Below are 24,696 nucleotides of genomic sequence, written 5' to 3' on the forward strand. Positions count from 1 at the left end.
GCTTGGAATTAAGAAATGAATTTAGTGCACGAAATATCCCCTACACAGGCTCAAGAAAAAGTAAATTTTGTTATTTTGATACCTCATACGGATGAAGTTACTTTATATAACCCTATACTTAGGGAAGAAGATGTTCCTTATAATGAACAACCAAGTCATTATCAATTTAAAAAATGGTCTGCTTGGTGTTCTGCTCATTTCTCCTCTTATTACTACTTTGTTAAGTATAAAAATGCTCTCTTAAGATGTAAGCAATTTTTGTATGATTTTGGGCCTTTATCAACATTAGATCATGCTGCTTTATACGATCATTGGGTTTGGGAAATGAAACCCCACGTTTTGAATCAGGAAAGTATTTGTTGGATTGGTTATGATTATTCGAAATCTAAAACGTTAAGTTTTTTATCCCATGGAACTAATATTGAACTTCGTTTACTTGAAGGAAATTTGAAGGATGAGGAGTTCTTAGATCTTTGTAAATTTTTTTCTCCTCTTTCATCATCAAGTGAAATCTTAGAAAAGAGCTTTTTTGAACTATCGTATTGGTCACGCTACAACAACTGCGTAGAAAATGCGTGCATTAATAGAAATGAATATAAACCACCTTCAAGTTTATGGAATTTAAGATGGCCAATGCATAATATCCTTAGAAGTAGCAGGCCGGATTCCTATACTAAGTATTTAAACCATCTTAACTTAGACTTTATTCCAGATAGCCAAATTATTTATGGTAATGAAAATCAAGTAGAAGAAATTCAATTTGTTATGTTTCCGAAGAATGAAAAGAAAAACCAAATTGCATGGTTTCGTGTTTTCAATAAAGCCTCTTTCCCAATAAAGAAGCCAGCACTTTCTAGATTGCCAAATATGAATTCATTTAGTGGATACAGTAATTTTAATTTAACTGTCCTAAACCCGAAGAGTGATATGATTTCCAGCAATATATACATTGCCAGTGTTAATAATTGTTATGGGCCACATGATGCTCTGTGGTGGGATAATGAAAATACTTATTTACTACAGCTAAGCGCTAGTGCTAATAACTCTATAGAGTATTTTAAGGGAATTTTTTGTCAACTTATGGATGACAAACGATCAATGGACTCATGCACTTTTAGTATGGATATATTAAGCTAGCACCAAAAGCTACCAGTAAAGCTCCAATCCACTGATATTGGGAAATCTTTTCACCAATAAAATAAGCAAATATTTGCGCAAATACCACTGAGGTATTACGAAGAGTAAGGGCTAGACCAGCTTCAGCATGACGCAATCCAATTAAAAATAGCAAGAAAGATAATGCACTTATAATTCCTCCTAGAGAAGTCATTTTCCAATTGGATTTAACTTGTTCTTTGAATATTTGTCTTTGTTTTTTCTTCATCAAAAGAAAAACACAAGGCAAAGCAATCCATAAAGCTGCAGAAAAGAGCGCAGCTGGGTTTGCACCATATGCTAAAGAACGACCGTAGCATAAATGATAACCAGCAATGCAGATGCCACATAGAACAGGAAATAACAGTTGTCTTGATTGATCAGGGTTAAAAGTTTGGCTTGTTAGTATCAATCCAAAAAGAACAGAGGATACACCAATGACACTAAATAAATTTATATTTTCACCAAGGAAGCATGCTGAGATAAACCAGACAATTACCATGGCGCTACCTCGCATAATAATGTAGGCTTTCCCAAGCGAAGACTGACTAAAACTGATAGCTAATGTGATTATATAGCCTCCTTCAAATAAACCGGAGGTTAGTGCCCATAAAAAGGAATCAGATGTTTCAAACAATGGACCAGAGAAAAGAGGAATAAATAGAAGCGAGAATACAGTTGCAAAACTCATAATTCCCAATACTTCGTAATAGGGAGTTGAATTGCGTTTGGCAAATGTATTCCATGTTGCATGGAGTATTGCGGATAAAATTATAAATACACCAGAACCCATTTCAGTTCATTTTGAGTTAAATAATCGATTATTGTAACATTGAATCAACGGGCTATAATACTTGTTTAAAACCTAATAGAAGTTTCAAAGTGGTTTTAGAGTTTAAACTAGTAGAAAAGAAGCCCCAAAGAGGGGCTTAATAGCTTGAAAAAATATATGCCTGTCCACCAAACTCTACCGAACAATAATCACTAATAAAAAGATCACGAGCAAAAGCTTCATAATCAAAATAGCAGATCAAACTATCCGGCAATTGATGGGCATAACAGTCATCAAATAACTGCCTGGAAAAATCAACCTCTGAATCATAACAACCTTGGTAATGCTCCTCCAACATAGTTTGTGCATCATCTATCGAATAGTCAGAGAGAAGAGCTAAACCCAGCTCCCCGTGTTCTTGGATAAATGAGGTGTACTCCACAATATTGCATATTGATTCGTACTCATGGATTTTGATGCTGCCGAATCCTTCATAATCATGTATGGCATATTCTTCAGCATTGGGTTCAGGGCTGTTATCCAGCATTTCCCAGATTTCTTCTATGATGTCATCTTCGCTTTGCGTGGCATCTATCCAAACACCATACAATATGGAGTTATTGTAAGAGGCTAAACAGGCAACGTAGATTGAAGGGGTGTCCATGGGATTATCTCCTTGTGTTAAGGGGGCAATCCCACACAGGAGCTTGCTCCCGTGGTAGGGTATGATCAAAACGGTAGTTCTTCTGAATCGGGTTGCAGTATTTCTCGCATCTGAGCCATGTGCTGTTCTGCGGTTTTGCTGCTTGATTCATCAGTAGATTTGGGTGTGCTGAGTAGCTGAATATGGCTGACAACAATGCTTAAGGCTTGACGCGCTTTACCTTCATTGTCAGTCCATTGATTAGAACGTAGTTTGCCTTCAAGGTATACTTGCGCCCCTTTCTTTAAATATTCAGTCACTTTAGTCAGCTTTCCAAAAAGCACTAGCTGATACCATTCCACTCTGGTTTGCCATTCATCATTCTGTTTGAATGACTCATTGGTTGCTAAAGTGGCTGTGACAAAAGATTGTCCGTCTTTTCCGGTGATGCTTTTAGGATCAGCCCCTAAATTGCCGATTAATTGAACGCGGTTTAAAGATGCAGTCATTGTATTCTCCTGTTATTTGTTAAATGTGAGCGCATAACAGAAAAACATCCGCATAGGCAGATGGTTTTCTGTTATGCAGATAAGACTTAAATCGTTTCAATCAACAAGCGATTCGTTGAGTATCAAACAGTTTGACAAAAGAAATCAGAGATTCCAGTTTGTGCATACTTAACTCTGCTTGCTGAATATCATGGGGATTGATTTGCAGTCGGTGGCGACTTAAATCATTGACACAACAATTCAGCTCAAACAGCAAATGTTCGATCTCAAATTGTGCTGGTTCCAGTTGTTGCATTATAGGCTCCTTGGAAATAGGGAGGATTAGCCCCAAAGGGACTATTAATCCCAATTGGGTTATGCAAAAAGATCACCGAAACATCGGTTGATTTACCTGGTTATTAATGATGATGTGCTCGAAGCACTCCTCGGGCGCAAGGCCGTAAAGACAACTCCTGATGGGGTTTCCCTGCTAAACGCTTTGCCATGGAATTAGGGAACAAGATGGCATATCACAAGACCTGTAGGTTTCGTCAGAATCGCACTGACTCTTCAGTTGTGTTGCTTTTAGATTATCAAGCCAGAACTGGAAATCAAGCGCTTTTTCCAAATGATAGTAAATGAACTTATTTGAAAATTTATTAATACACAGTTTTCTGATAAGTGATACAATTCAAAGATTAGCTCCCCGTTATTTGAGTATTATTTAGATGATTAAAGCCTCCTCAAATGAGTTGCGTTTTTGTTTCAGACCAATGAATAAATCTCAACATGAACTTGTTCTGGCGTGGATTCATCAGCCACATATTAATGAATGGCTTCATGGTGATGGTCTAAGTAATACGATTAAAGACATTGATCAATTTTTAAGTGATGGGGAATCGTGGGCTACTCATTGGATAGCCTATGATAATGAAATCCCATTCGCTTATTTAATTACTTCTGAAATAGAGAAATCAGAAGAATATCTTGATGGTGCAGTTACTCTAGATTTATTCATTTGCAGATTGGATTATATCGGTAAGGGATTATCAGTATGGATGATTCATGAGTTTATTTTAAGTCAATTTTCTGATGCAAAAATAGTGCTTATTGATCCTGAGATCTCTAATGAGCGTGCGGTTCATGTTTATAAAAAGGTTGGTTTTGAAATTATTGGAGAATTTCTAGCTTCATGGCATCCAGTGCCACATTATAAAATGAAATTGTGTATTGAAAAGCTAAAAAAACAAAAAGTGTCAGCCTAAATAAATTTTGGTTATGGATACTCTGGAGTGGCCGAGGTCTCTACTTATAATTCCACGGGCTTCACGATCTATTGCTTTTTCTGATTGAGACAAATATTTAGATGATTTTCCACCCTCAATTGGACATTTTAATGACTGTTTATCTGGAGAAAGCTGACTCGTGATTTCATGATATCTTTTTTGAGCATAGGCATGACGCAGACCATGGCACTTTTTAAGTCCCAGCTTTTCTGTTTCAGTTTGGTATTGCCTTAAATATTGTTTATAGGTTTTGCCTTTGGGGATCAATGATCGACCATGAGGTACTTGCTTAATCGCTTTTTCTAGCCATTCTTTTTGTTCATCGTTGGTGATATCTATGGATCTCCCAATACCGCCTTTTGTCCAGCTGGATTTTAATATTAGACGGTCCCCTCTCCAAGCATCACTGATAACTAATTTCATTGACTCTTCACGGCGTAAACCAAAGAGGCATTGGGCCTCAAGAGATAGACGTATCATTGGATTTTCGCATTTTGAGAAATCTACGTTAGTGATGGCTTTGTTATGTGTTGGCACATAATTCCGCTTGTCAATTTGATAATGATCATTGCTCGGCTTGATCAATTCTGGTTTATTGAGCCAGATAGATAACTTCCTTAGTTTAGACATGTAATTTTTGATAGTAGCGGGGTTTTTACCCAGTTTTTTCCAGTGCTCTACTAACACATAAATGTGTTTTGATTTTAGCCCTTTAACATGAGCAACCATAAAACCCTGGTCATGTAGATCCTTAATGCAGCGATTTAAGATATGGCGTGTGTCGGCTTTGCTGGCATGGGAATATACGCCTAACTCTTTGACACATTCATTGATCGAAAATAATGCGCTTTTCAGCTTTGATTTACTCATGGAGGTATGCCCATAGTGTGTTGCGGGATTTTATTCCCAGTTCATCATGTAATACTAAACAGGTTTGGTAGTTGCCCAGAATCGGTAGTAAGTATTCGTACATCTGTCTTGCATATAAATAACGCCAGGATTTTTTTATTGGGATGCTGTGGTCTACCAGTGCATGATTCCAATCTAGCTTGATGCGTTTGTAGCTAAAAAAATGTACCAGGCTTTGCCTATTGGTTAGTTGTTCTAAATCAGACAGAATATTTTTTTGGATTTCATTTCTGATAGGAATGGTTCTATCCACCGAGTTAAAAGTGATCTCGCGTGTGAGCGAGAGTTTATGTTCTTTAATATGGATACCTGGCCTAATATGTATTGCTTCACTAAAAGTTAGGCCAAATTGTGTTTGCAGTGCCATGATGATACGTGGTGTCCTATCAGAGAATGATTCCCAGAGGTTAGGTTGCCATTTTAATCGTTGGCGTTTTGGCTTTTTTCTTTGCAATTGCAAGGATTTGTTATCAATATTGAGTATTTGACAATCAATATCCTGTAAATAATTTCTGATAATTGTCATGTAACGCATAATCGTGGCGTCTTTGACACGGTCTTTTTTCCAATATTCAACCAGCTTTTGAATATGCTCTGATTTCATGACTTGCCATGAGGTAGGCACATCACCAATGCAAAATAAATCATCAATCATTTTTTGTATGACGTAAGCACGCTTTTTCTTTTCTTGATAGCTGCCTCGGTTATCAAGCTGAAAGTACCGATTAGCAGTTTGTCTTAAGGAATATTGTCTCATCATCCAATCCGAAAATTCATTTGCCCTGTTTCTGGTTTAGTGTTGGTCGAGCGGCTCACTCAAAAATGAAACCTGGCAAAAGCCATAAAGCTCGAAGTTGGGGGGCAAAACAATCGTTATAAGGCAAACGATCTCGCCGATTATTACAGTTTTTCTAGTGGTTATTTCTCCTTATTTTGCTGATTAATAAAAACGACAAGACAATGGGCCTTGTCACAAGTCCATGGTCAAATTGAAATAAATTGACTTAAACTCCCGAGGGAGTTGCCCTGCCGGATGGCAGAGATTCCTAGATGGTTTTCCCGACTGAACGTCTAGCCACAGAGTTAGGGAATGAAGTGGCTTTGCACAAGACGTTGGATACGTTTCGCTGGAATCACACCAGCTCTTCAGTTGTGCTTCATTAAAAAGTACCAAAGCGGTGCTTGCTGCGCAAGGGTTTGAAGAAGAGAATTTTGTCCTGACGCCAGACGGGCGCCAGGACAAAATGCGCTAATGTTTTGATTTTACCCGGTAAAATCAAGGTTGGTTTTCTGCGTCACTGCACAAAATTGCAGTGACGCAGAACAGAGGAGTAGAATACGATGCATTAATGATTGGGTTATATATTGTCAAAGGATACTCTGAATCAGACTTACGTTCATTGCCCCTCAAAAATTTGTTTTGTGTAGTCTAAACTTGGAGGGATTATATGTATGCAGAAGAAGGATTAATATTAATTTTATAGAACTGGGGAACATGAAAATTTTTATTGGAATATCAAAAAAATAAGGGGGCATGACTCACATGAAGCATATCAGACTGTCTAAAATAGAAAAAATGAGCTTTTTTAAGGTTGTTCTTATTGTTATTTTTTTCTTCACAGCAATAAACGCCTATGCAGGCAAGGAATCCTATCATATTAAATATCATAAAGATTCCAAAATAAAAAATGTATCTTTATCCAATATCGAGATATTAATAGAGTTCCATCGTAATGGAAATTCAATTGGGAGAATTACTACAAAAACAAGTAATACTCAAGATATTAAGATAGACAACACTTATGGAAAAAATTTGATTATTCATATCCTATCAATGAATATTGATGGAAAAAGGATAAGATGCTGGGGTGTATCAACACGTAAAACAAATACGATTGAGATTCAGTGTGATAAAGTTGTTTCATTGAAGAAGATGGAAGAAGAAACTAAGCCCTCTGATTCAATTAATTGAGAAAGGGATGCGACAATCAATAATTCTCCTCAGTTCTTTTGATTATGTCTTTTGGTTTTAAAACCCCATGACTTAGAAAGAATAAAAAAATCCAGGATTGCTGAGCTAAAATACTGACTATTGACACAGAGAATCATGTAGCATGACACTATAAAGCACTCAAATTATCAGAAAAGAAACCAAAATGACCAATAAAATTCGCGGTAAAGTAAAATGGTTTAATGAAGGCAAGGGCTTTGGCTTTATTGAAAGTAGTGGCAAGGATTATTTTGTCCATTTCAGTGCTATACAAAGTAGCGGTTTTAAAACCCTTCCCGAAGGGGCAACCGTTCTATTTAAAGTAGGCAAAGGACAAAAAGGGCCGCAAGCAGAGGACGTTGAACTCGTTAAATAATTAAATAACCAAATCAAGGAGGAAGGAAGGTGAACAAACGAATTGCTTTAGTAACGGGAGGAACTGGTGGCATTGGAACAGCCATATGTCAAGAAATGCAAAACCTCAATTATCAAGTGATTGCTTGCTACTTCAAACATGGCCATCACGAATTAGCAAGAGAATGGCAGAAAAAACAATCCATGCAAGGATTTGATATCGACATTGCCTATGCGGATATTTCTTCCTTCAATGATTGTGAAAAATTAACGGATTTGGTGATAGAGAAGTACGGCAAAATTGACGTTCTAGTTAATAATGCAGGCATTACTCATGATGCCAGCTTGAAAAAAATGACACCGGAACAATGGCAAGAAGTCATTAATGCTAATTTAAATAGCGTTTTTAATATGACGAAAACCGTATTATCCAACATGCTGGATAATGGTTATGGGCGTATTATCACAATCTCCTCCATTAATGGGCGCAAAGGGCAGTTCGGACAATGTAATTATGCCGCCAGTAAATCGGCGTTATATGGTTTTACCAAAAGCCTGGCGCAAGAAGTCGCAAAGAAAGGAATTACCGTGAACACGGTCTCCCCTGGCTACATTAATACGGAGATGCTTGCCGCGATGAGGGATGATGTTTTAGAAGCCATTGTCGCTCAAATTCCTGTGGGGCGATTAGGCAAACCTCAGGAAATTGCTCGGGTCGTTGCTTTTCTTGCTGATGAACAAAGTGGCTTTATCACGGGTGCTAACTTTGATATCAATGGTGGACAATACATGTAATTACTAAATGACCAAGAATACTTTTAAAGAAAAAATGACTTTTGGTTTATTAGCCCTTAATATTGTAGCCGCTATCCACATAAAGAGTCTGACCAGTGATGGAGGCGGCTTTATCGGATACCAAAAATGAGGCTGTTTCACCAATGTCCTCTATTGTAACCAGTTGATGCAAGGGCGCTTCCTTTGCTGCCTGTTCCATCAGCGTATCAAAATCAGCTAAACCTGAGGCTGCACGAGTGCTTATTGGCCCTGGAGAAATGGCATTGACTCGAATCTTTTTACTGCCAAGTTCCATGGCGAGATAGCGTACTGAGGTTTCCAAAGCCGCTTTAACAGGCCCCATGAGATTGTAATTTTTGACCACTTTTTCGGCACCATAATAACTCATGGTTATGATACTCCCTCCATCGACCATCAGTGGTTCAGCGGCTTTTGCCAATCGGATGAGCGAATGACAAGAAATATCCATCGCCATCATGAAGCCGTCTTTCGAGCAATCGACAACACGACCTTGTAAATCAGTTTTTGGTGCAAAGGCAATCGCATGGATAACAAAATCAAGACGACCCCAGCGGTCTTTTATTTTCTGAAATAGGGCATCAAATTGTTCCTTATCCGTCACGTCCAAAGGCATAACAATAGGAGATGACACTTTTTCAGCCAAAGGCTGTACATAGCCCCTGGTTTTCTCATTTTGATAGGTGATTGCCAATTCGCTGCCCGCTTCATGCAATGCTTTAGTACAACCCCATGCGATGGAGTACTCATTGGCAATTCCAACAATCAATCCTTTTTTATTCTCCATCAGCTTTTACTCCCGTTTGACGCTCAAGAAGTGACATGGCATGAATTGCCATCATGCGCTCTTCGTTAGCTGTAACAACCCGTGTTTCAAAAGGTTTAAGAAATTTCAAATGACGCAAGATAGTGTTTCGCACAAAGGCTGAGTTCTCACCAATACCGCCCGTAAACACGATGGCATCCATCCCACCCAGGGTTACTGCCATCATCCCCATGAATTGGGCAGCTTTAAGGCAGAAATAATCTAATGCAAATTGTGCCCTTGTATCCTCACTGTCTTGCAAGATTTTCACATCATTGCTTAAGCCTGATAAGCCAAGAAGTCCAGATTCATTATAAAGAAGACGCTCAACCTCATCGGTAGATAAGCCTAAATGACGCATCATAAACGTTACAGCGCCGGCATCAAGGTTCCCACAACGAGTTCCCATGGGTAATCCATCCAAGGCAGTCATGCCCATCGTCGTATCAATACTTACTCCATTACGCATCGCACACAAACTTGCTCCATTGCCAAGATGGGCCGCAATAAGCCGTCCCTCAACTAATGAAGGCTCATACCGCCGCAAGGTGTGAACAATCCATTCATACGATAATCCATGAAACCCATAACGACGAACACCTTGTTCCCTTATCTTTTGTGGCAATGCATACTCGGTGAACAAAGCCTTATGATGGGCATGAAACGCTGTATCAAAACAAGCAATTTGAAGTGCCTCTGGTTTCAGGGTACTGATGAATTCAATGGCTTTGAGATTATGGGGTTGGTGTAAAGGAGCCAATGGAGCTAATGCCCATAATTTCTGCATGACGTGTGGATTGACTATCACACTGTTTTTAAAGAGAGTCCCGCCATGGACAATGCGATGAGCAACTGCAGTCACCTGCCATTGTTCACTCAAAACCTCAATCCAGTTCAAAATAAGACGTAAGGCTTCTTCATGCGTACACTCATCAGAAAGGCTTTTTTTATCAACCTCTGTATTGCCGAGATTTGGTATTGCACCGATCGCTGTAAATGAAGGCTTGTTACCAATATCAGATACTTTCCCTTGAACCAACAGTTGTGGGTTTAATTGTCTTGAAAAAAGCTGAAATTTGACACTGGAAGAGCCTGCATTAATCACAAGGATACTGGCTTCTTGTACTTGGGTCATTTGATTCGTCCTTCCTTTCGAGCTGCCGCCAGTTTAACAGCCAGGGAGCAAGAGAAGAGCCTCGTTCTAAGTGAGTCGGCTCGGCTCACCAGAATGAATGGAACACGAGCACCCAAAACAATTCCGGCAGCATCCGCATGGCCTAAAAAAGTCAATTGCTTGGCCAAAATATTCCCGGACTCGATTTCAGGAACCAAAAGAATATCCGGATCGCCTGCCACAGAAGAAATAATCCCTTTTTCTTTGGCTGCCTCCTTGTTAATCGCATTATCAAAAGCCAAGGGACCGTCAAGAATGCCATCATTTATCTGTCCTCGGTCAGCCATTTTGCATAAAATAGAGGCATCGACAGTGGCTTGCATCTTAGGGTTGACGGTTTCGATGGCGGCAAGGATGGCTACTTTGGGCTTCTTGTCCTCGCCAAACAATACTCGCCAAAGATTAATGGCATTTTGGCAAATGTCCGCTTTGTCGGTGGCAGTAGGGGCAATATTAATCGCAGCATCTGTAATGATGAGTGGTTTGTGGTACGAAGGGATATCCATGACGTAGGCGTGACTCACACGATGTTGCGTGCGTAAGCCCGAGGCGGTGGGTACAATAGCCCCCATTAATTCATGAGTGCTTAATGAGCCTTTCATGATGGCATCAATCTCGCCGGAAGCTGCCAATTCGGCAGCCTTGCTTGCTGCGGCATCGCTGTGTTCTGTATCAATCGTTTCCCACTGTGATAAATCAATACTTGCTTCCAAAGCTGCAGTTTTCATCTTGACCAAAGGGCCAATTAAAATGGGAATAATGAGTCCTGCGTTTACCGCATCGTTCACCGCTTCCATGACACTCATACTAACCGGATGCACAATGGCCGTGCGAACAGCGCCCATACAGCGACACGCTTTGATTATCGCCTCGAAGCGATCGTGGTTATGTATTTCTATAGACGGTAAATGAGTTCGTGCAACCCGTACTTTTTTCGTTGGCGCAAGCACGGTTGCTAAGCCCTCGATGACCGTTTCTCCGTGCTGATTCACACCCTTGCAATTAAAAATCACACGGGGCTTATTGGCACCCTTATCCTTGACGATGATGGTGATGGTGAGCGTATCCCCTAAACGCACTGGCTTTTTAAATTGAATGTCCTGTTTAAGATAAATGGTGCCTGGACCAGGTATAATAGTACCAAGAAGTGTTGAAATCAGCGAGCCAGACCACATGCCATGACCCACAATACCATGAAAAATATCGCTTTGGGCAAACACCGGATCCATATGAGCAGGATTCACATCACCCGACATGGCAGCAAATAAATTGATGTCGTCTTGAGTGAGTGTTTTACTTAGACTCGCCTGCCGGCCTACCGTAAGCTCATCAAAAGTCACATTCTCAAGAAACTCCTTGTCCATTTTTCTTCCCTTTTATTTCTGCAGTACATAAGTACCTGGTGCAGCGGGTAGTGAGGCATTTATGACCAACGCAGGAACGCGTTTTTTGGTGGACTGTTGCACTAACCAATCATGCCATTCTTGCCACCAGGAGTCTTCTTGTTTTTCTGCAATCGCGAGCCAACTCTCAGGATTGAGATAAGCATCACCTTTCTTGCTCTCATGAACCCGATAAGAACGCCCCGGATGACCCGGTTCACTCACAATCCCTGCATTATGTCCGCCACCGGTGAGGACGAAGGTAATGTCACCCTCCGTCATCAGGTGGATTTTATAAACAGACTGCCAAGGCGCCACATGGTCTTTTTCAGTACTGACTGCAAAGACGGGCAACTGAATGTTTTCAGCAGCCACCGGCTTTCCTTCCACGGTATAACGGCCTTCTGCAAAATCATTGTTTAAAAACAGTTTTTCAAGGTATTCGCTGTGCATTTTATAAGGCATCCGCGTGGCATCCGCATTCCAAGCGGTTAAGTCAATCATCCCACGCCGCATCCCGTGCATGTAGTCTTGAACCATTTTGGACCAAATTAAATCGTAGGCACGCAACATTTGAAAGGAACCGGCCATTTGTTTGGTATCAAGATACCCTTGTTCTCCCATCATGTTTTTAAGGAAAGCCACTTGGCTTTCAGTAACAAAAAGCATTAATTCCCCGGCTTCAGTAAAATCCCCTTGGGCTGCAAGAAGGGTGAGGCTATTTAAGCGTTCATCCTTATCTCTACTCATCGCGGCCGCCGTAATCATGGCTAGTGTGCCACCTAAACAATAGCCCATCAGATTAATTTTTGTTTGAGGCAGAGTGGCTGATACCGCATCAATCGCAGCCATGGCGCCTTGGCGATAATAATCATCCATTCCTAAATCACGATCCTCTTTGTCGGGGTTACGCCAAGAAATGATGAATACGGTATGGCCTTGCCTTACGAGCCACTTCACCAAGGAATTATGAGGCGATAAATCCAAAATATAATATTTCATAATCCAGGCAGGGAGAACCAGTATGGGCTCTTTATACACGGTTTTAGTCAGAGCTTCGTATTGAATCAATTCGATTAAATGATTTTGAAACACCACTCGTCCTGGGGTAATCGCCACGTCTTTGCCCGGGATAAAATGTTCAGAGCCTGTAGGTGGTGCGCCCGTTAGCTTTTCTAAGGAGTCTTCCATAGCGATTTGGCTGCCTTGAATGAGATTAAGTCCCCCAGTGCGAATGGCTTCATGAAACAAATCAGGGTTAGACCAAACACAATTGGAAGGGGACAGGGCATCAAGATATTGGCGTGCCCAGAATGAAACGGTGCGTTCCACTTGGCTGGGTAGCCCAGGAACTTTGGTTGTGGCACGTCGCCACCAATCCTCTACCTGCAAAAATCCTTCCGCATATAAGCGCCAAGGCATAGGCTGCCAACTGTCTTTTTTGAAACGTACGTCTTTGCCACCAGCAGCACGATCGACACAAATGATATTATTAATGCAATCATTAGCATGAAAGACAGGATAAAAGGCCAGTTCCCATAATACTTCTGGAGATTGTGCCAATTGCCAAAGCCATGTGGAATAGGACGAGCCTAGCGCTGCAGGACTTATCCCCGCAGTCCATTTAGCAAGGTTTGCTTGAAATAACTGACCGAAAAAAGCAAAGGCATTATCAGTAGCGTCTGCATCACTGGGTGCACAACAAGAATCTAAACCTTCTGAAGATTCTTCCTGCTGAGTTAATAGGATTTTCTTGGGACAGCATTGCTTTTCTAGTCCATTCATGGCCTATATCCTTGGCATTATATAAGTAGATAATCAATCAGATACATACAATAATAGCAGAATATTTAACCTACCCATTCAGTTCAGGGGATATCTATTCTTGTATGGGGATGCTAAATAATGACACTTTGAGGAACTTTAGCTATTTCTTTCCTTGCTTGGTAGTAATGATCACTTTCTTGACTATGGACTATAGTCAATGGTTTATTAAGCCATTTAAATACCTTAAAGCAATTTATTGCAATAGCGGATTAATTATTTTAAGCAGATTATTACCACCTATCAAAAACAAGAGGAAGAAGTAGCCGAAAATATGATAGCAGGTGACAAGTGACTTTAGCTCGCAAATCAGGTATGCATCTTAGCCATCACTATGCAAAATGGTGAATTTATTTTACTCAATTGAAAGCGACATTAATTTTATATTTTTACAATTAATACTTTTATTCGTAATCAAAGTAAGTAATAGTCTTATATGGGTATGTTAAAAGCACGCTAAATAAAAGGAATTATAGATATGAAAATTGTTTATTTAATAATTAGCTTTATGATTCTTCTTTTGAATTCGGGCTGTGGAGGATTACGTCAAGTAAATGAAGATGCGAAAAATGTTAACTTGTATTTTTCCTATCCTACAGGAAATTGCCGTTTCTTAGGGATTATTAAAAATCCAAATGTACATGAAGTTATGGATATCCGCTCCTCTTTAAAAGATCTAGAAAAAGATGATAATAATTTTTTAAAAAATGAAGGCGCGAAGTTAGGAGCAAATGTTATCGTTCTTGTAACACATACACCAAGGGAATTTCATAAGAGATATGTAAGGGGATCAAAAAACTTAACAACTATTAATATCCATTCCGTAATAGCTAATGCATATTATTGTCCCTATGTGAAAATTGACCAATTACAACAAAGAAATTTAGAAATTAAGCAAACTCCATTATTTGAAAATGATGACCTGCAGATAAATTATTAAAAAATCCAGGGTCCTATCTGGTAACAGGACTACATTACTGTAGCCCCGTCCCATAAGAACGGAGCATGCGACTTTAGCCGCACTCCGCTCAAGCCTTCGCAAGGCCAACTTTGGTTGACCCAACCATCCAGTCTACTTCATTTGATGATAATAAGGAGGTTGATGCTTTATCCCTTGTTTCTAGCCGCTATAGTTTCAAGTAGCGCTGGCGCTTCTTAAAATATTCTGTATAGGCTGGAACATAGGGTGTTGCCTCTACCCTTATTTTGGTATGTCTTCTAATAGCAACAGAACTCATTAAAAATAAATCCATATAGGTGCTTTTGCTATCTTTATTTGGGTTTCTCGCAGTAAATATCCAATCTCGTGCACCCTGAGAGCGAAAGTACTTCTTTTCCCTCCATGCTGTACTTTTTCTCGGGCGTCTACGATGAACCAATCTCCACAAGGCTTGGTGTATTTGATGATCGATAAATCCAAACGTCTTTTTATCAGAATCGGTTTGGCCTTGTATTCCGGCAAGCCATTTATAAACCAGATATAACGGTCCATGTAACCAAACAATTCCATGCACAGGTATCTGATTTAACTGAGGCAACGAGTAATGTAAGGTTACCCTTCATCGGTAAAATAAATTTTAAACATAAGGCCATCTGTTACAAGGCCATTTTAATCCTTTCCTTATCTCTAGAAAAACTGCTTCATTTTATTTTTCATTGAGATAAATGATTATAATCCCGTTAAAAATAAAAACAGTAATAGCATCCGCCTCATACACATCCTTATTACGGTACCGTGCATCCATTTTTTAATTAAAAATCCCTGCCACACACTCTAATGCAACGTAAAGGAAACACCATGCAAAAAAATCGCTCCTAAGATGAGGAAAATGAATAGGGCGATGACAAATCGCAAATGCCTCTTTTTTCTAAAGAGAAACATGAGGCCAATTAACAGAATAACAAATACACCCAAAACGCCTATAAACCATGCATTGAGTTCCATTATTCATCCCTGAGTAGATTATAAAATCCCTTGTTATCCATTTTGGTGTATATGGCCACCATCACCACCAAAACCACCCTCATAAGCTCCTTCAGGATGAGTCTCGGCAGGGGTTGTTTTATTACAAGACATTAAACCGCATCCTAAAATGAGTAAGCCAATAAAAACAAAAATTGTTTTAAATCCGATAGGGTTCATTTACATCTCCATTTCCACAAATAAAAATCGTTGCATCGGTCATCATAACATACTGAATCCTATGATGTCCTGCTTAACGAAACCCTAAATGAATCTCTCCAGAGGCATGATAGGAAACAACCTCTTACCATTTTAACTGGTGTTTTTATTTTGAAAATTCAACAATCGCAAACCATTCGCAACAACAATGAGACTTGCTCCCATATCGGCAAAAACCGCCATCCAAAGTGTCGCCAACCCAGCCAAAGCCAAGATGAAAAAAACAACCTTGATAGCAATCGATAAACTGATATTTTGACGTAGCACCCGAGCTGTTTTATGACTTAAATCGATAAAAAAAGACAGCATCGCTAAATTATCGTTCATCAGGGCCACATCCGCTGTTTCAAGTGCGGTATCAGTCCCTTTTCCCATCGCGAAACTAATCGTTGCCTTTGCAAGTGCAGGGGCATCATTAATGCCATCACCAACCATACCCACGGTGTGGTAATGAGCCAACAGGGCGTTCATGGCATTCAGCTTCTCTGTAGGCAAGATATTGGCATTGACTTCATCAATTCCCACCTCTTTGGCAATAGCGGCAGCGGTGACGGCATTATCTCCAGTTAACATGGCTGTTTTGATGCCACGTTGATGCAAGGATTGGATGGCTAATTGGCTGGTTGAACGAAGGGTATCCGCTACTGCAAAAATAGCCAACACGGTTGTGTCATTACTTAAAATAACTGTGGTCTTTCCTTCTTGCTCTAACTGAGCAAGTTGTTTTTCGATACCGGAATTACACACCCCATTGTCTTCAGCCAGCTGATGATTCCCAACAAAATACTGCTCATTATTGACGCTCCCCATGACGCCCCGACCAGGAATTGCTTCAAACCGACTCACCGTCAATAACGACCCCGTTGGTTGTTCTTCTCGCCAGTATTCGACCAAAGCGTGGGCAACAGGATGTTCGGAGTGACTGTCTAAACTGGCTGCCAAGAGCAGTAAATCACCTTTGGTTTGCGTGCTTTCATAGGCAATAAAATCCGTGACCACCGGCTTTCCTTCAGTCAGTGTTCCCGTTTTATCCAGCGCAATGAGTTTTAACTGATAGCCGATTTCTAAATAACTTCCGCCCTTGATAAGAAGTCCGTGATGAGCTGCCGCTGCCAAGCCACTTACTACGGTCACAGGCGTTGAAATAACCAACGCACAAGGGCAAGCGATTACAAGCAAGGTGAGTGCCTTATACAGCCAATCATAAAAAGGATACCCCAATGCAATTGGTGGAATCAGAGCAACGGCTACTGCAATGAGCACCATGATTGGCGTGTAATATTTGGCGAACTCATCAACAAATCGCTGGGTTGGTGCCCGCTCTGCTTGTGCTTGTTCTATTGCTTTGCCAATTTTAGCCAACAGGGTATCGCCTGATTCTTTGGTCACCTTCACTTCAAAGGAGCCTCGCTCATTGAGCGTACCGGCAAACACACTGTCTCCTGTTTGTTTGCTCACAGGCATCGACTCACCAGTAATGGGCGCTTGATTAACGCTACTTTGGCCACTCACAATAACGCCGTCCAAGGCAATCCGCTCACCTGGCTTAACCAGGATAATTGCACCTGACTTGATGTTCTCGACCGCTAATTTTTGCCATTTTCCTTCCGTCGTTTTGACGGTTGCTTCATCCGGTGCAATCTGCATCAGGCTTCGAATGGCTAATCGTGCTTTATCCAATGAGTAGCGTTCAATACGCTCAGCCAATGCAAATAACACGGTGACCATCGCCGCTTCCGGCCATTCGCCGATGAGTATGGCACCTGTTATTGCAATCATCATCAAGCTGTTGATATTCAAGGCTTTCGTGCGCAGAGCAAGCCAACCCTTTTTGAAGGTAGGCGGTCCACTTATGGCCATAGCCACTAATGCCAATGCCGCTACCCAAACTGACTTCTCGGTCCCAAATAAATAGGAGAGCACTTCCGAGAAAAGAGCCAACAATCCAGCTACAGCAAGCCACCACCAAGAAAAATCATTGGCCTCTTTTGGGCTATCACTTTTAGTGCTGCTTTTGGTGCGAACACTCATGCCCAATGCTTCAATTTGTCTCTGGAGTGGCTCAATCGTATTTAAACGATGATGAATCGTCACTTCTTCGGCAATGAAGTTAAAATCCATCTTTTCGATTTCCGGAATTGTTTGTAATTGTCGCCTAATTAATTGCTCTTCAGCAGGACAATCAAGCCCTGCAACAAAAAAGGTCGTTAAGGTTAAAGGTGTTGTCATAATGATTTCCCACATTGACTGCAATGACGTATCTAAGCAGTGTTTATTTTCTTAGTGAGGTAATTTATTGATTACATTGCACTCAATACTCTCTCGAGTCGTTCCTTCACTTCAAGAGCAATATGATTTATCTCCGAATTGCTGACTAATTCCAATACTGCTTTAGGATCCATAAATTCAACATATACGTTGCCAAGGTTATCTTGACGTACGACTACATTACAAGGTAGAAGCAAACCTATAGAGGGTTCCTTAGCTAAAGCATGATGAGCAAATTGAGGATTGCATGCACCAAGAATTTGATAAGGAGGCATATCTTGATTTAACTTTTTTTTCAGCGTTGCTGATACATCTATAGTGGTCAGGACTCCAAATCCTTCTTTTTGAAGCCCTTCTGTAACTTTTTTTACTGTATCGTCAAAAGAATATAATACTTTTTTTCCAAATCCATATTTAATATGTTCCATTTTTTAATCCTCGATTTTTTATAAATTACTAAGATAATTCTAATTATTAACTCTAAAACACTCAGATATTACAAACTGTGTATCTCTCAGCATAAATTAGGTTTCCTCGCCTGATTTCTTCATCAATGGCTTTTTACGTCGCTCATGAAACACATAATACAAACCAGGCAATACCAACAAAGTCAGGAAAGTCGAAGAAATAATACCGCCAATCACCACCGTGGCTAAAGGCCGTTGCACTTCAGAGCCTGTACCGGTCGCTAATGCCATTGGTACAAAGCCCAAAGAAGCCACTAAGGCTGTCATTAATACCGGACGAAGACGCGCCAGTGAGCCTTGCAATACCGCGTCTTTTAAATACATTTTTTTTTGCTCGTGTAGTTTATTGATAAAAGTAATCATTACCAAGCCGTTTAGCACCGCAACTCCTGATAAGGCAATAAACCCGACTCCCGCGGAAATGGATAAGGGGATCCCCCGTAACCATAAGGCGAGTACACCGCCTGTTAATGCTAAAGGAATGCCGCTAAACACCAAAAGCGCATCTCTTACTCTACCAAAGCTCATAAACAGCAGTAGGAAAATGCCCAATAAGGTAATAGGCACTACAATTTGTAGTCGTTGAGAGGCCGATTGCAATTGTTCAAATTGCCCACCCCAGGTTATCCAATACCCACTGGGTATTTTGACATTTTGCTCAATGCGTTGTTTGGCCTCATTGACAAACGAACTTAAATCACGATTTCTTACGTTCGCACTGACGACCACGCGACGTTTACCGCTTTCGCGACTGATTTGATTAGGGCTCTCGCTTCTCACCATTTTCGCCACTTCATTCAGAGGAATGAAATGGCGCTCACCGTCTTTAGCAGGAGGCAAAGGAATAAAGATTTGTCGTAATACATTCGGATCGGAGCGCAATGATTCAGGTAGGCGTACAATTAAATCAAAACGTTTATCTCCCTCAAAAAGCTCCCCACCTTTTTTGCCGCCTGTAGCAATCACAATCGCATCTTGCACACTACCTATTTGTAAACCGTAACGGGCGAGCATATCGCGATTAATCGCAATGGTTAAAAGCGGCAAGCCACTGACTTGCTCGACCTTGACATCTGCAGCCCCGGGTACCTTTTTTAATTGCGCACTTATCGATTCAGCTATTTCTAGCAAGGTATCCATGTCATCGCCGAATACCTTCACCGCCACATCGCTTCGCACCCCAGAAATAAGTTCATTAAAACGCATTTGAATCGGCTGGGTAAACTCATAATTATTACCAGGAATTTGTTGTACCGCCTGTTCAATTTCCTGCACTAACTCTTGCTTGGTTTTTTTGGGATTGGGCCACTCTTTTCGAGGTTTTAAGATAATAAAAGTATCTGCCACGTTCGGTGGCATGGGATCGGTGGCTACCTCTGCCGTTCCAAGTTTTGCAAACACGTTTTTGACTTCAGGAAATTGCCGCACCCGTTCTTCCACCAAATCTTGCATGGCCAGGGCTTGAGTCAAACTGGTGCCTGGAATGCGCATCGCATGCATCGCAATATCGCCTTCATCCAGGCTTGGAATAAATTCCCCACCTAAGCGATAAGCAAGGAGCAAACTGATGACCACTAAAACCACTGCCGCACTAATGACCCATCGCCTTGCATGAAAACTACGGCGTAACACTTTAGCATAGACTTTTGACAGGTGATGCACGAGCCAATTTTCTTTTTCCTGGACACGTCCTCGAAGAAAAATTGCAACGGCTGCAGGAATAAACGTCAATGCAAAAAGCATGGAGGCCAACAAGGCGATGATGACGGTTTGAGCCATCGGTAAAAACATTTTTCCTTCCACACCCGTTAACGTTAAAATCGGCAAATAAACCACCGTAATAATGAACACGCCAAAGATGCTGGGCCTTATGACTTCGGTGGTCGCATAGGCAATCACTTTTAAGCGCTCTTCCAGATTTAAAACTCGCTGCAGTGCATGCTGTTGCTCACCTAAATGTTTAATGCAGTTTTCAACGATAATGACCGCACCATCCACAATCAAACCAAAATCAAGTGCTCCTAAACTCATTAAATTGGCACTGATTTGATTACTCACCATGCCGGTGATGGTGAGTAACATGGATAAAGGAATGACCATCGCCGTAATAAGGGCGGCCCTAATATTTCCCAAAAATAAAAATAAAATGACACAAACTAATAAGGCGCCTTCAAGAAGATTGTTCTTCACCGTATTAATCGTGGCATTCACCAGCAAGGTTCGATTATACACCGTGACTGCTTCAACACCTTGAGGCAAGGATTTGTTAATGTCTTTCATTTTGGCGGCCACGCGCTCAGAAACGGTTCGGCTGTTTTCTCCCATCAACATAAACACCGTGCCTAAAACCACTTCTTTACTGTTCTCTGTTGCAGCGCCTGTACGCAACTCTTTACCTAAAGCAACATCTGCCACATCACGGATACGAACCGGTGTGCCTTCAAAACTGGCAATCACAATATTTTCAATGTCCGGAATATTTTTTACTTGACCGGGCACGCGAATTAAGTTTTGCTCCCCATTGGTTTCAATGTAACCTGCGCCCACATTGGCATTATTGCGCGTAAGCGCTTCTACCACATCGTTCAAACTTAAACGATAGCGAACCAGTTTCATGGGATCGGGCGTAATATGAAATTGCTTTTCATAACCACCAATGGTATTGACCTCCGCAACGCCTTCCACATTTCGTAGTTGAGGCTTAATAATCCAATCCTGAATGGTACGAAGTTCAGTGGGATTGTAACGCTGGGACACAGGCACATTAGGTTTATTGGTGACAGTATACATAAAAATCTCACCAAGACCTGTCGATATGGGGCCTAGAGTGGTTTCCGCTTCGGGCGGTAGTTTATCCCTAACCTCTTGCAAACGTTCATTAATTAACTGACGCGCAAAATAAATATTCGTGCCGTCTTTAAAGACCACCGTGACTTGCGATAACCCATAACGCGACAAAGAACGCGTATAATCGAGATTAGGTAGCCCACTCATCGCTAACTCAATAGGAAAAGTAATGCGTTGCTCCACCTCAAAGGGCGAATAGCCTGAAGCTTGAGTATTAATTTGCACTTGCACGTTGGTAATATCAGGAACGGCATCAATGGGCAAACGTTGAAAGTTGTAGACGCCGAGCGCTGCAATCACCAAGGTGAATAAAAGAACAAACCAACGATGTTTTAGAGAAAAGCGAATAATTTTTTCAAGCATCTCAATCCTTAGTGCTCATGGCTCGCGCCTTCCTTGCCTAACTCAGCCTTCATAAAAAAGCTGTTTTTACTGACATAACGCTGGCCAGCATCAAGCCCTGACACCACTTCTGCCCATTGGTCGTCTTTTTCACCTAAAGTAACGGGTGTCGCTTCAAAATAATCCCCTTGCTGGACAAAAACCACCTCTTGTTTATCCATGCGCTGGATGGCCGAAAGAAGGACCGCCACTGGTACTTTTTTTTCTTTAATGGTAATGGCCGCATTCACATACATTCCTGGTAACCAGACTCGTGGTTCGTTAGATAAAACCGCACGTGCTAACGTGGTTTGACTGTCTTCGATGCCTAAAGGTGCAATGTAAGAAATCGTGCTGGTGGACTTTGGTTGTCCTTCATCGCCCGTGACAGTCACTTCCATCCCTTGCTTCACAAGAGGGGACTCTTTGCGATACAAGGTAAAATCGGCCCACACCGTGGCTAAATTGGCCACCTCATAAATGGGTTTGGTGTTTTGAGCCAACTCGCCATTCGTTGCATATTTTTGCACAATAGTCCCAGTCATTGGGGCAGTAATGCTGTAGTTTTGCAAACTCTCATTGCTTTCAATGGTGACTAATACGTCTCCTTTAGTGACTTCATCACCGAGATTTTTAGTCATTGATTTAATGATGCCCGAATAGCGTGCATAAATAGGAGTTAGGGTGTCGCGATTAGGAACAATTTTTCCGACCACCTTTAATTGGGTCTTAATGGTTTGGCTCTGAGCTGTAGCAATTTGAATGTCAGCCGCTTTTAGAATGCCTGATACTATTTTTACGCGACCTTCATAGCTTGAGTAACGCCAATTGTAACGTGTTCCATTAAGCTCTAATTGCACCGTCACATCAAAAGAATGAGGTTCTCGAATCACTTGATTGCTTTGTAAAAAATGCTCAACAGGAATAAAGGTAATCTCTTCTTTTTTGTCATTGAAGCGGAGCAATTGAACCGTTAAATGGGCCTTATCGGGTGAAATCAACTCTCCATTTTGATAAAGATAAGCACGAAAATGAGGAGGCATCCCTCGTTCAAATATTAACAGCTCAAGGGCTATGTTCCCTTCTTTTAGCAAACGTCCCCCATTGGGCCCTTTTTCCATGGTGTCTTGGTGATTGTTTTCCTCAACCGCATGAGTATCTCCACTTGCCCATAATGAAAAGGAACTTAAACCAAATAAAAGAATCAGTAATGGAATCGGGAGAATGAATAACTTTAGAAATTTCATTGACTCTCCTTAACAGGATTTAATCCTAAAAGCCCTACCAGCTGAATTAGTGCTTTATGATAATCCGCATGGGCTTGCTGGTAATGACGCTCTTCTTCATACAAGGTATTGAGTGCTGTGAATAACTCAATATACGTGTAACGCCCCATTTGATAACCCTCTTGCGCGAGTGTTATTGATTTACGTGCTAAAGGTAATAGTGAATCGGTGACTAAACTCGCTTCATAGTGACTTTGCTGGGCTTGTAAAAAGGCATTGTACACATTTTGACGCACATCAAGTCGCGTTCCTTGAAAGTCATGGGACGTTTGCGTGTATTGCGCCTCTGCAGTCAGGATTTTGCCTTGATTTCTATTGTAAACTGGCACTTCCGCAAAAGCGGACATCACGGCAGCATTACTGCCGTCATCAGAAAAATGACGGCCACCGAGTTGTATGTTTAAATCCGGCCAAACGGACTTTTTTACTGCCGTAATCGTCGCACGCTTGGCTTGCAATTGCAGTTGCATTTGCAGGAGCTGCGGGCTTTGAGGTAAGTGTTTTAATAATTTGGGCCAATTAAGTGAAATGCCCGGCAAGCCCTTATCCACCAAGGGTCTATCTATTCTTAGCCCGTCACCTAATGACCGAGCCAGTTTGGCTCGTTGGAACAACGCGTCACGTGCCGCTTTATTTTCCTGAATTCGAGCCTCACCCAACCGTATTTGGGCTAATCGCAAGTCCAATTCAGACCCAGCACCTGCCTTAACCCGTCGTTCAATGGCTGCCACAATGTCTAGATTCAGTCGAATTAGTTTTTTCGTCACGCGATGCCATTGCTCCGCATACAGCGCGTCCACGTAAGCTACCCCAACCGCCACATACAGGGTGGCCTTTTGCACTTTAATCTGGGCAAGAGATGCTAAGTAATCCGCATAAGTTGCTTTTTTTAGATACTGAAGGCGATGCCCCAAAGGAATGGGTTGAGTGGCGGAAAAAGTTGTTTCTGCTGCTTCATAACTACTATAACTACCTGAACCACCAAAATTTTCGGCAGTTAAAGTTAATTGCGGATTGGGATAAAGACCGCTTTGAATAAAAACCCCGCGCATCGCTTGGGCTCTATCGATTTCTGCTTGCAATTCAGGGTTATTTCGGTAAGCAATATCTAATGCTTGCTTAAACGTTAGTGGAGCAGCAGCCATCACTTCATTACAAAGGAAGTGTATTAATAGAATAATGGCTAAACCGATGTAACGCATCCCTCACCTTTTAAAAAATACCATGCCCAGTATCACTTATTTAGTGTATCCTGATTTGCTTTAAGAGAATACCCTCTGTACCCTATAGAATGGCAAAAATTAGCTTAATAATTCACTGGAATCATTGAATTTCTTTTATGCAGTGAATAATTAACAGCTCTATCCAGGTGATGATTCGATGCGGATTCTTTTTTTAGGTGATGTATTTCTCGTGTTGGCCAGTATAGTGGAGGCCAAACCATTGATTATTGGGGTAGACGACACGCCCCCTTTGCTATAAATGCCGATAAAGGCCATTTCTTTGGTTTTGATATAGAGCTTATGATCAAAGTAACATGATTTCAAAAAACCATTAGTGTATCCATGAAGAAAACACGTCTCTCTGGATTCAATAAATTTTGGTTAAATTCACTTTAATGGCGCCCAGGACCGTGCACATGGGGATGGTAACCTCCAAATCGTCCTTTT

Annotated in this window: 23 protein-coding genes; 6 read left to right on the plus strand and 17 right to left on the minus strand. The window is 41.2% G+C overall.

Going from position 1 to position 24,696, the window contains the following annotated elements; translation table 11 throughout:
* Positions 1-15 precede the first annotated feature (15 nt).
* Complete coding sequence (locus Lrub_RS09060; RefSeq protein ID WP_014842632.1) at positions 16-1,137, plus strand: hypothetical protein; 1,122 nt, start codon at positions 16-18, stop codon at positions 1,135-1,137.
* Here the strand turns inward: Lrub_RS09060 and Lrub_RS09065 are convergent.
* The 4 genes from Lrub_RS09065 to Lrub_RS09080 all read right to left on the minus strand — a co-directional run bounded on the left by Lrub_RS09065 (position 1,115) and on the right by Lrub_RS09080 (position 3,374).
* A complete protein-coding gene (locus tag Lrub_RS09065; RefSeq protein ID WP_014842631.1) occupies positions 1,115-1,948 on the minus strand; it encodes an EamA family transporter in 834 nt (277 codons plus the stop codon). The two genes, Lrub_RS09060 and Lrub_RS09065, sit on opposite strands and share 23 nt — an antisense overlap.
* Positions 1,949-2,084: 136 nt before the next feature.
* A complete protein-coding gene (locus Lrub_RS09070; RefSeq protein ID WP_014842630.1) occupies positions 2,085-2,591 on the minus strand; it encodes an antirestriction protein ArdA in 507 nt (168 codons plus the stop codon).
* Between the two features lie 65 nt (positions 2,592-2,656).
* Positions 2,657-3,079 (minus strand): single-stranded DNA-binding protein, encoded by a 423-nt coding sequence (locus tag Lrub_RS09075; protein WP_014842629.1) that lies wholly within the window; start codon positions 3,077-3,079, stop codon positions 2,657-2,659.
* 100 nt (positions 3,080-3,179) lie between these two features.
* Positions 3,180-3,374, minus strand: a complete 195-nt coding sequence (locus Lrub_RS09080; protein ID WP_014842628.1) for a hypothetical protein — start codon at positions 3,372-3,374, stop codon at positions 3,180-3,182.
* 412 nt (positions 3,375-3,786) lie between these two features.
* Between Lrub_RS09080 and Lrub_RS09085 the strand changes: the two genes are divergently transcribed.
* Positions 3,787-4,323: a GNAT family N-acetyltransferase gene (locus tag Lrub_RS09085; RefSeq protein WP_014842627.1), complete on the plus strand. Its 537-nt coding sequence runs from the start codon at positions 3,787-3,789 to the stop codon at positions 4,321-4,323.
* Here the strand turns inward: Lrub_RS09085 and Lrub_RS09090 are convergent.
* Both Lrub_RS09090 and Lrub_RS09095 read right to left on the minus strand, forming a co-directional pair.
* Complete coding sequence (locus tag Lrub_RS09090) at positions 4,315-5,214, minus strand: phage integrase N-terminal domain-containing protein (RefSeq protein WP_014842626.1); 900 nt, start codon at positions 5,212-5,214, stop codon at positions 4,315-4,317. The genes Lrub_RS09085 and Lrub_RS09090 overlap by 9 nt on opposite strands.
* Positions 5,207-6,010: an integrase gene (locus Lrub_RS09095; protein WP_014842625.1), complete on the minus strand. Its 804-nt coding sequence runs from the start codon at positions 6,008-6,010 to the stop codon at positions 5,207-5,209. The genes Lrub_RS09090 and Lrub_RS09095 overlap by 8 nt, the downstream gene beginning before the upstream one ends.
* Before the next feature lie 786 nt (positions 6,011-6,796).
* On the opposite strand from Lrub_RS09095, the gene Lrub_RS09100 reads away from it, so the two are divergent.
* The 3 genes from Lrub_RS09100 to phbB all read left to right on the plus strand — a co-directional run bounded on the left by Lrub_RS09100 (position 6,797) and on the right by phbB (position 8,392).
* Positions 6,797-7,225: a hypothetical protein gene (locus tag Lrub_RS09100; RefSeq protein WP_014842624.1), complete on the plus strand. Its 429-nt coding sequence runs from the start codon at positions 6,797-6,799 to the stop codon at positions 7,223-7,225.
* Between the two features lie 184 nt (positions 7,226-7,409).
* Complete coding sequence (locus Lrub_RS09105; RefSeq protein WP_010652810.1) at positions 7,410-7,619, plus strand: cold-shock protein; 210 nt, start codon at positions 7,410-7,412, stop codon at positions 7,617-7,619.
* 29 nt (positions 7,620-7,648) lie between these two features.
* Positions 7,649-8,392 carry an acetoacetyl-CoA reductase gene (gene phbB / locus Lrub_RS09110; protein ID WP_014842623.1) on the plus strand — a complete coding sequence of 248 codons (744 nt, stop codon included), beginning with the start codon at positions 7,649-7,651 and terminating at the stop codon, positions 8,390-8,392.
* Positions 8,393-8,441: 49 nt separating this feature from the next.
* On the opposite strand, the gene fabI is transcribed toward phbB, so the two are convergent.
* The 4 genes from fabI to Lrub_RS09130 are packed head-to-tail and all read right to left on the minus strand — an operon-like array spanning position 8,442 to position 13,556.
* Positions 8,442-9,197, minus strand: coding sequence for an enoyl-ACP reductase FabI (gene fabI / locus Lrub_RS09115; protein WP_014842622.1), 756 nt, complete (start codon positions 9,195-9,197; stop codon positions 8,442-8,444).
* The gene (locus tag Lrub_RS09120; RefSeq protein ID WP_014842621.1) at positions 9,187-10,350 is read right to left on the minus strand and encodes an acetate/propionate family kinase; all 1,164 of its coding nucleotides are present in this window, start codon (positions 10,348-10,350) and stop codon (positions 9,187-9,189) included. The genes fabI and Lrub_RS09120 overlap by 11 nt, the downstream gene beginning before the upstream one ends.
* Positions 10,347-11,753: a bifunctional enoyl-CoA hydratase/phosphate acetyltransferase gene (locus Lrub_RS09125; protein WP_014842620.1), complete on the minus strand. Its 1,407-nt coding sequence runs from the start codon at positions 11,751-11,753 to the stop codon at positions 10,347-10,349. The genes Lrub_RS09120 and Lrub_RS09125 overlap by 4 nt, the downstream gene beginning before the upstream one ends.
* Positions 11,754-11,765: 12 nt before the next feature.
* Positions 11,766-13,556: a PHA/PHB synthase family protein gene (locus tag Lrub_RS09130; protein WP_014842619.1), complete on the minus strand. Its 1,791-nt coding sequence runs from the start codon at positions 13,554-13,556 to the stop codon at positions 11,766-11,768.
* A gap of 517 nt (positions 13,557-14,073) precedes the next feature.
* Here Lrub_RS09130 and Lrub_RS09135 point away from each other — a divergent pair.
* Positions 14,074-14,535, plus strand: coding sequence for a DUF4156 domain-containing protein (locus Lrub_RS09135; protein WP_014842618.1), 462 nt, complete (start codon positions 14,074-14,076; stop codon positions 14,533-14,535).
* Positions 14,536-14,832: 297 nt separating this feature from the next.
* On the opposite strand, the gene Lrub_RS15115 is transcribed toward Lrub_RS09135, so the two are convergent.
* The 7 genes from Lrub_RS15115 to Lrub_RS09165 all read right to left on the minus strand — a co-directional run bounded on the left by Lrub_RS15115 (position 14,833) and on the right by Lrub_RS09165 (position 24,228).
* A complete protein-coding gene (locus Lrub_RS15115) occupies positions 14,833-15,087 on the minus strand; it encodes a hypothetical protein (protein ID WP_028389633.1) in 255 nt (84 codons plus the stop codon).
* A 486-nt stretch (positions 15,088-15,573) separates the two neighbouring features.
* Positions 15,574-15,738, minus strand: a complete 165-nt coding sequence (locus Lrub_RS14950) for a hypothetical protein (RefSeq protein ID WP_014842616.1) — start codon at positions 15,736-15,738, stop codon at positions 15,574-15,576.
* Between the two features lie 132 nt (positions 15,739-15,870).
* A complete protein-coding gene (locus Lrub_RS09145; protein WP_014842615.1) occupies positions 15,871-18,006 on the minus strand; it encodes a heavy metal translocating P-type ATPase in 2,136 nt (711 codons plus the stop codon).
* A gap of 71 nt (positions 18,007-18,077) precedes the next feature.
* Positions 18,078-18,473 (minus strand): DUF302 domain-containing protein, encoded by a 396-nt coding sequence (locus tag Lrub_RS09150; RefSeq protein ID WP_014842614.1) that lies wholly within the window; start codon positions 18,471-18,473, stop codon positions 18,078-18,080.
* Between the two features lie 96 nt (positions 18,474-18,569).
* Positions 18,570-21,722 (minus strand): efflux RND transporter permease subunit, encoded by a 3,153-nt coding sequence (locus Lrub_RS09155; protein WP_014842613.1) that lies wholly within the window; start codon positions 21,720-21,722, stop codon positions 18,570-18,572.
* 8 nt (positions 21,723-21,730) lie between these two features.
* The gene (locus tag Lrub_RS09160) at positions 21,731-22,987 is read right to left on the minus strand and encodes an efflux RND transporter periplasmic adaptor subunit (RefSeq protein WP_014842612.1); all 1,257 of its coding nucleotides are present in this window, start codon (positions 22,985-22,987) and stop codon (positions 21,731-21,733) included.
* Positions 22,984-24,228: a TolC family protein gene (locus Lrub_RS09165; RefSeq protein WP_014842611.1), complete on the minus strand. Its 1,245-nt coding sequence runs from the start codon at positions 24,226-24,228 to the stop codon at positions 22,984-22,986. The genes Lrub_RS09160 and Lrub_RS09165 overlap by 4 nt, the downstream gene beginning before the upstream one ends.
* Positions 24,229-24,696 lie beyond the last annotated feature (468 nt).

Origin of the sequence: Legionella rubrilucens, assembly GCF_001468125.1 — a bacterium.
Classification (GTDB): Bacteria; Pseudomonadota; Gammaproteobacteria; order Legionellales; family Legionellaceae; genus Legionella_C; species Legionella_C rubrilucens.

What these genes read in the sequence shown, in the direction of transcription:
- Lrub_RS09060 (WP_014842632.1), top strand. Translation starts at nt 16, where the DNA reads ATGAATTTAGTGCACGAAATATCCCCTACACAGGCTCAAGAAAAAGTA.
- Lrub_RS09065 (WP_014842631.1), bottom strand. Translation starts at nt 1,948, where the DNA reads ATGGGTTCTGGTGTATTTATAATTTTATCCGCAATACTCCATGCAACA.
- Lrub_RS09070 (WP_014842630.1), bottom strand. Translation starts at nt 2,591, where the DNA reads ATGGACACCCCTTCAATCTACGTTGCCTGTTTAGCCTCTTACAATAAC.
- Lrub_RS09075 (WP_014842629.1), bottom strand. Translation starts at nt 3,079, where the DNA reads ATGACTGCATCTTTAAACCGCGTTCAATTAATCGGCAATTTAGGGGCT.
- Lrub_RS09080 (WP_014842628.1), bottom strand. Translation starts at nt 3,374, where the DNA reads ATGCAACAACTGGAACCAGCACAATTTGAGATCGAACATTTGCTGTTT.
- Lrub_RS09085 (WP_014842627.1), top strand. Translation starts at nt 3,787, where the DNA reads ATGATTAAAGCCTCCTCAAATGAGTTGCGTTTTTGTTTCAGACCAATG.
- Lrub_RS09090 (WP_014842626.1), bottom strand. Translation starts at nt 5,214, where the DNA reads ATGAGTAAATCAAAGCTGAAAAGCGCATTATTTTCGATCAATGAATGT.
- Lrub_RS09095 (WP_014842625.1), bottom strand. Translation starts at nt 6,010, where the DNA reads ATGAGACAATATTCCTTAAGACAAACTGCTAATCGGTACTTTCAGCTT.
- Lrub_RS09100 (WP_014842624.1), top strand. Translation starts at nt 6,797, where the DNA reads ATGAAGCATATCAGACTGTCTAAAATAGAAAAAATGAGCTTTTTTAAG.
- Lrub_RS09105 (WP_010652810.1), top strand. Translation starts at nt 7,410, where the DNA reads ATGACCAATAAAATTCGCGGTAAAGTAAAATGGTTTAATGAAGGCAAG.
- fabI (WP_014842622.1), bottom strand. Translation starts at nt 9,197, where the DNA reads ATGGAGAATAAAAAAGGATTGATTGTTGGAATTGCCAATGAGTACTCC.
- Lrub_RS09120 (WP_014842621.1), bottom strand. Translation starts at nt 10,350, where the DNA reads ATGACCCAAGTACAAGAAGCCAGTATCCTTGTGATTAATGCAGGCTCT.
- Lrub_RS09125 (WP_014842620.1), bottom strand. Translation starts at nt 11,753, where the DNA reads ATGGACAAGGAGTTTCTTGAGAATGTGACTTTTGATGAGCTTACGGTA.
- Lrub_RS09130 (WP_014842619.1), bottom strand. Translation starts at nt 13,556, where the DNA reads ATGAATGGACTAGAAAAGCAATGCTGTCCCAAGAAAATCCTATTAACT.
- Lrub_RS09135 (WP_014842618.1), top strand. Translation starts at nt 14,074, where the DNA reads ATGAAAATTGTTTATTTAATAATTAGCTTTATGATTCTTCTTTTGAAT.
- Lrub_RS15115 (WP_028389633.1), bottom strand. Translation starts at nt 15,087, where the DNA reads ATGGACCGTTATATCTGGTTTATAAATGGCTTGCCGGAATACAAGGCC.
- Lrub_RS14950 (WP_014842616.1), bottom strand. Translation starts at nt 15,738, where the DNA reads ATGAACCCTATCGGATTTAAAACAATTTTTGTTTTTATTGGCTTACTC.
- Lrub_RS09145 (WP_014842615.1), bottom strand. Translation starts at nt 18,006, where the DNA reads ATGACAACACCTTTAACCTTAACGACCTTTTTTGTTGCAGGGCTTGAT.
- Lrub_RS09150 (WP_014842614.1), bottom strand. Translation starts at nt 18,473, where the DNA reads ATGGAACATATTAAATATGGATTTGGAAAAAAAGTATTATATTCTTTT.
- Lrub_RS09155 (WP_014842613.1), bottom strand. Translation starts at nt 21,722, where the DNA reads ATGCTTGAAAAAATTATTCGCTTTTCTCTAAAACATCGTTGGTTTGTT.
- Lrub_RS09160 (WP_014842612.1), bottom strand. Translation starts at nt 22,987, where the DNA reads ATGAAATTTCTAAAGTTATTCATTCTCCCGATTCCATTACTGATTCTT.
- Lrub_RS09165 (WP_014842611.1), bottom strand. Translation starts at nt 24,228, where the DNA reads ATGCGTTACATCGGTTTAGCCATTATTCTATTAATACACTTCCTTTGT.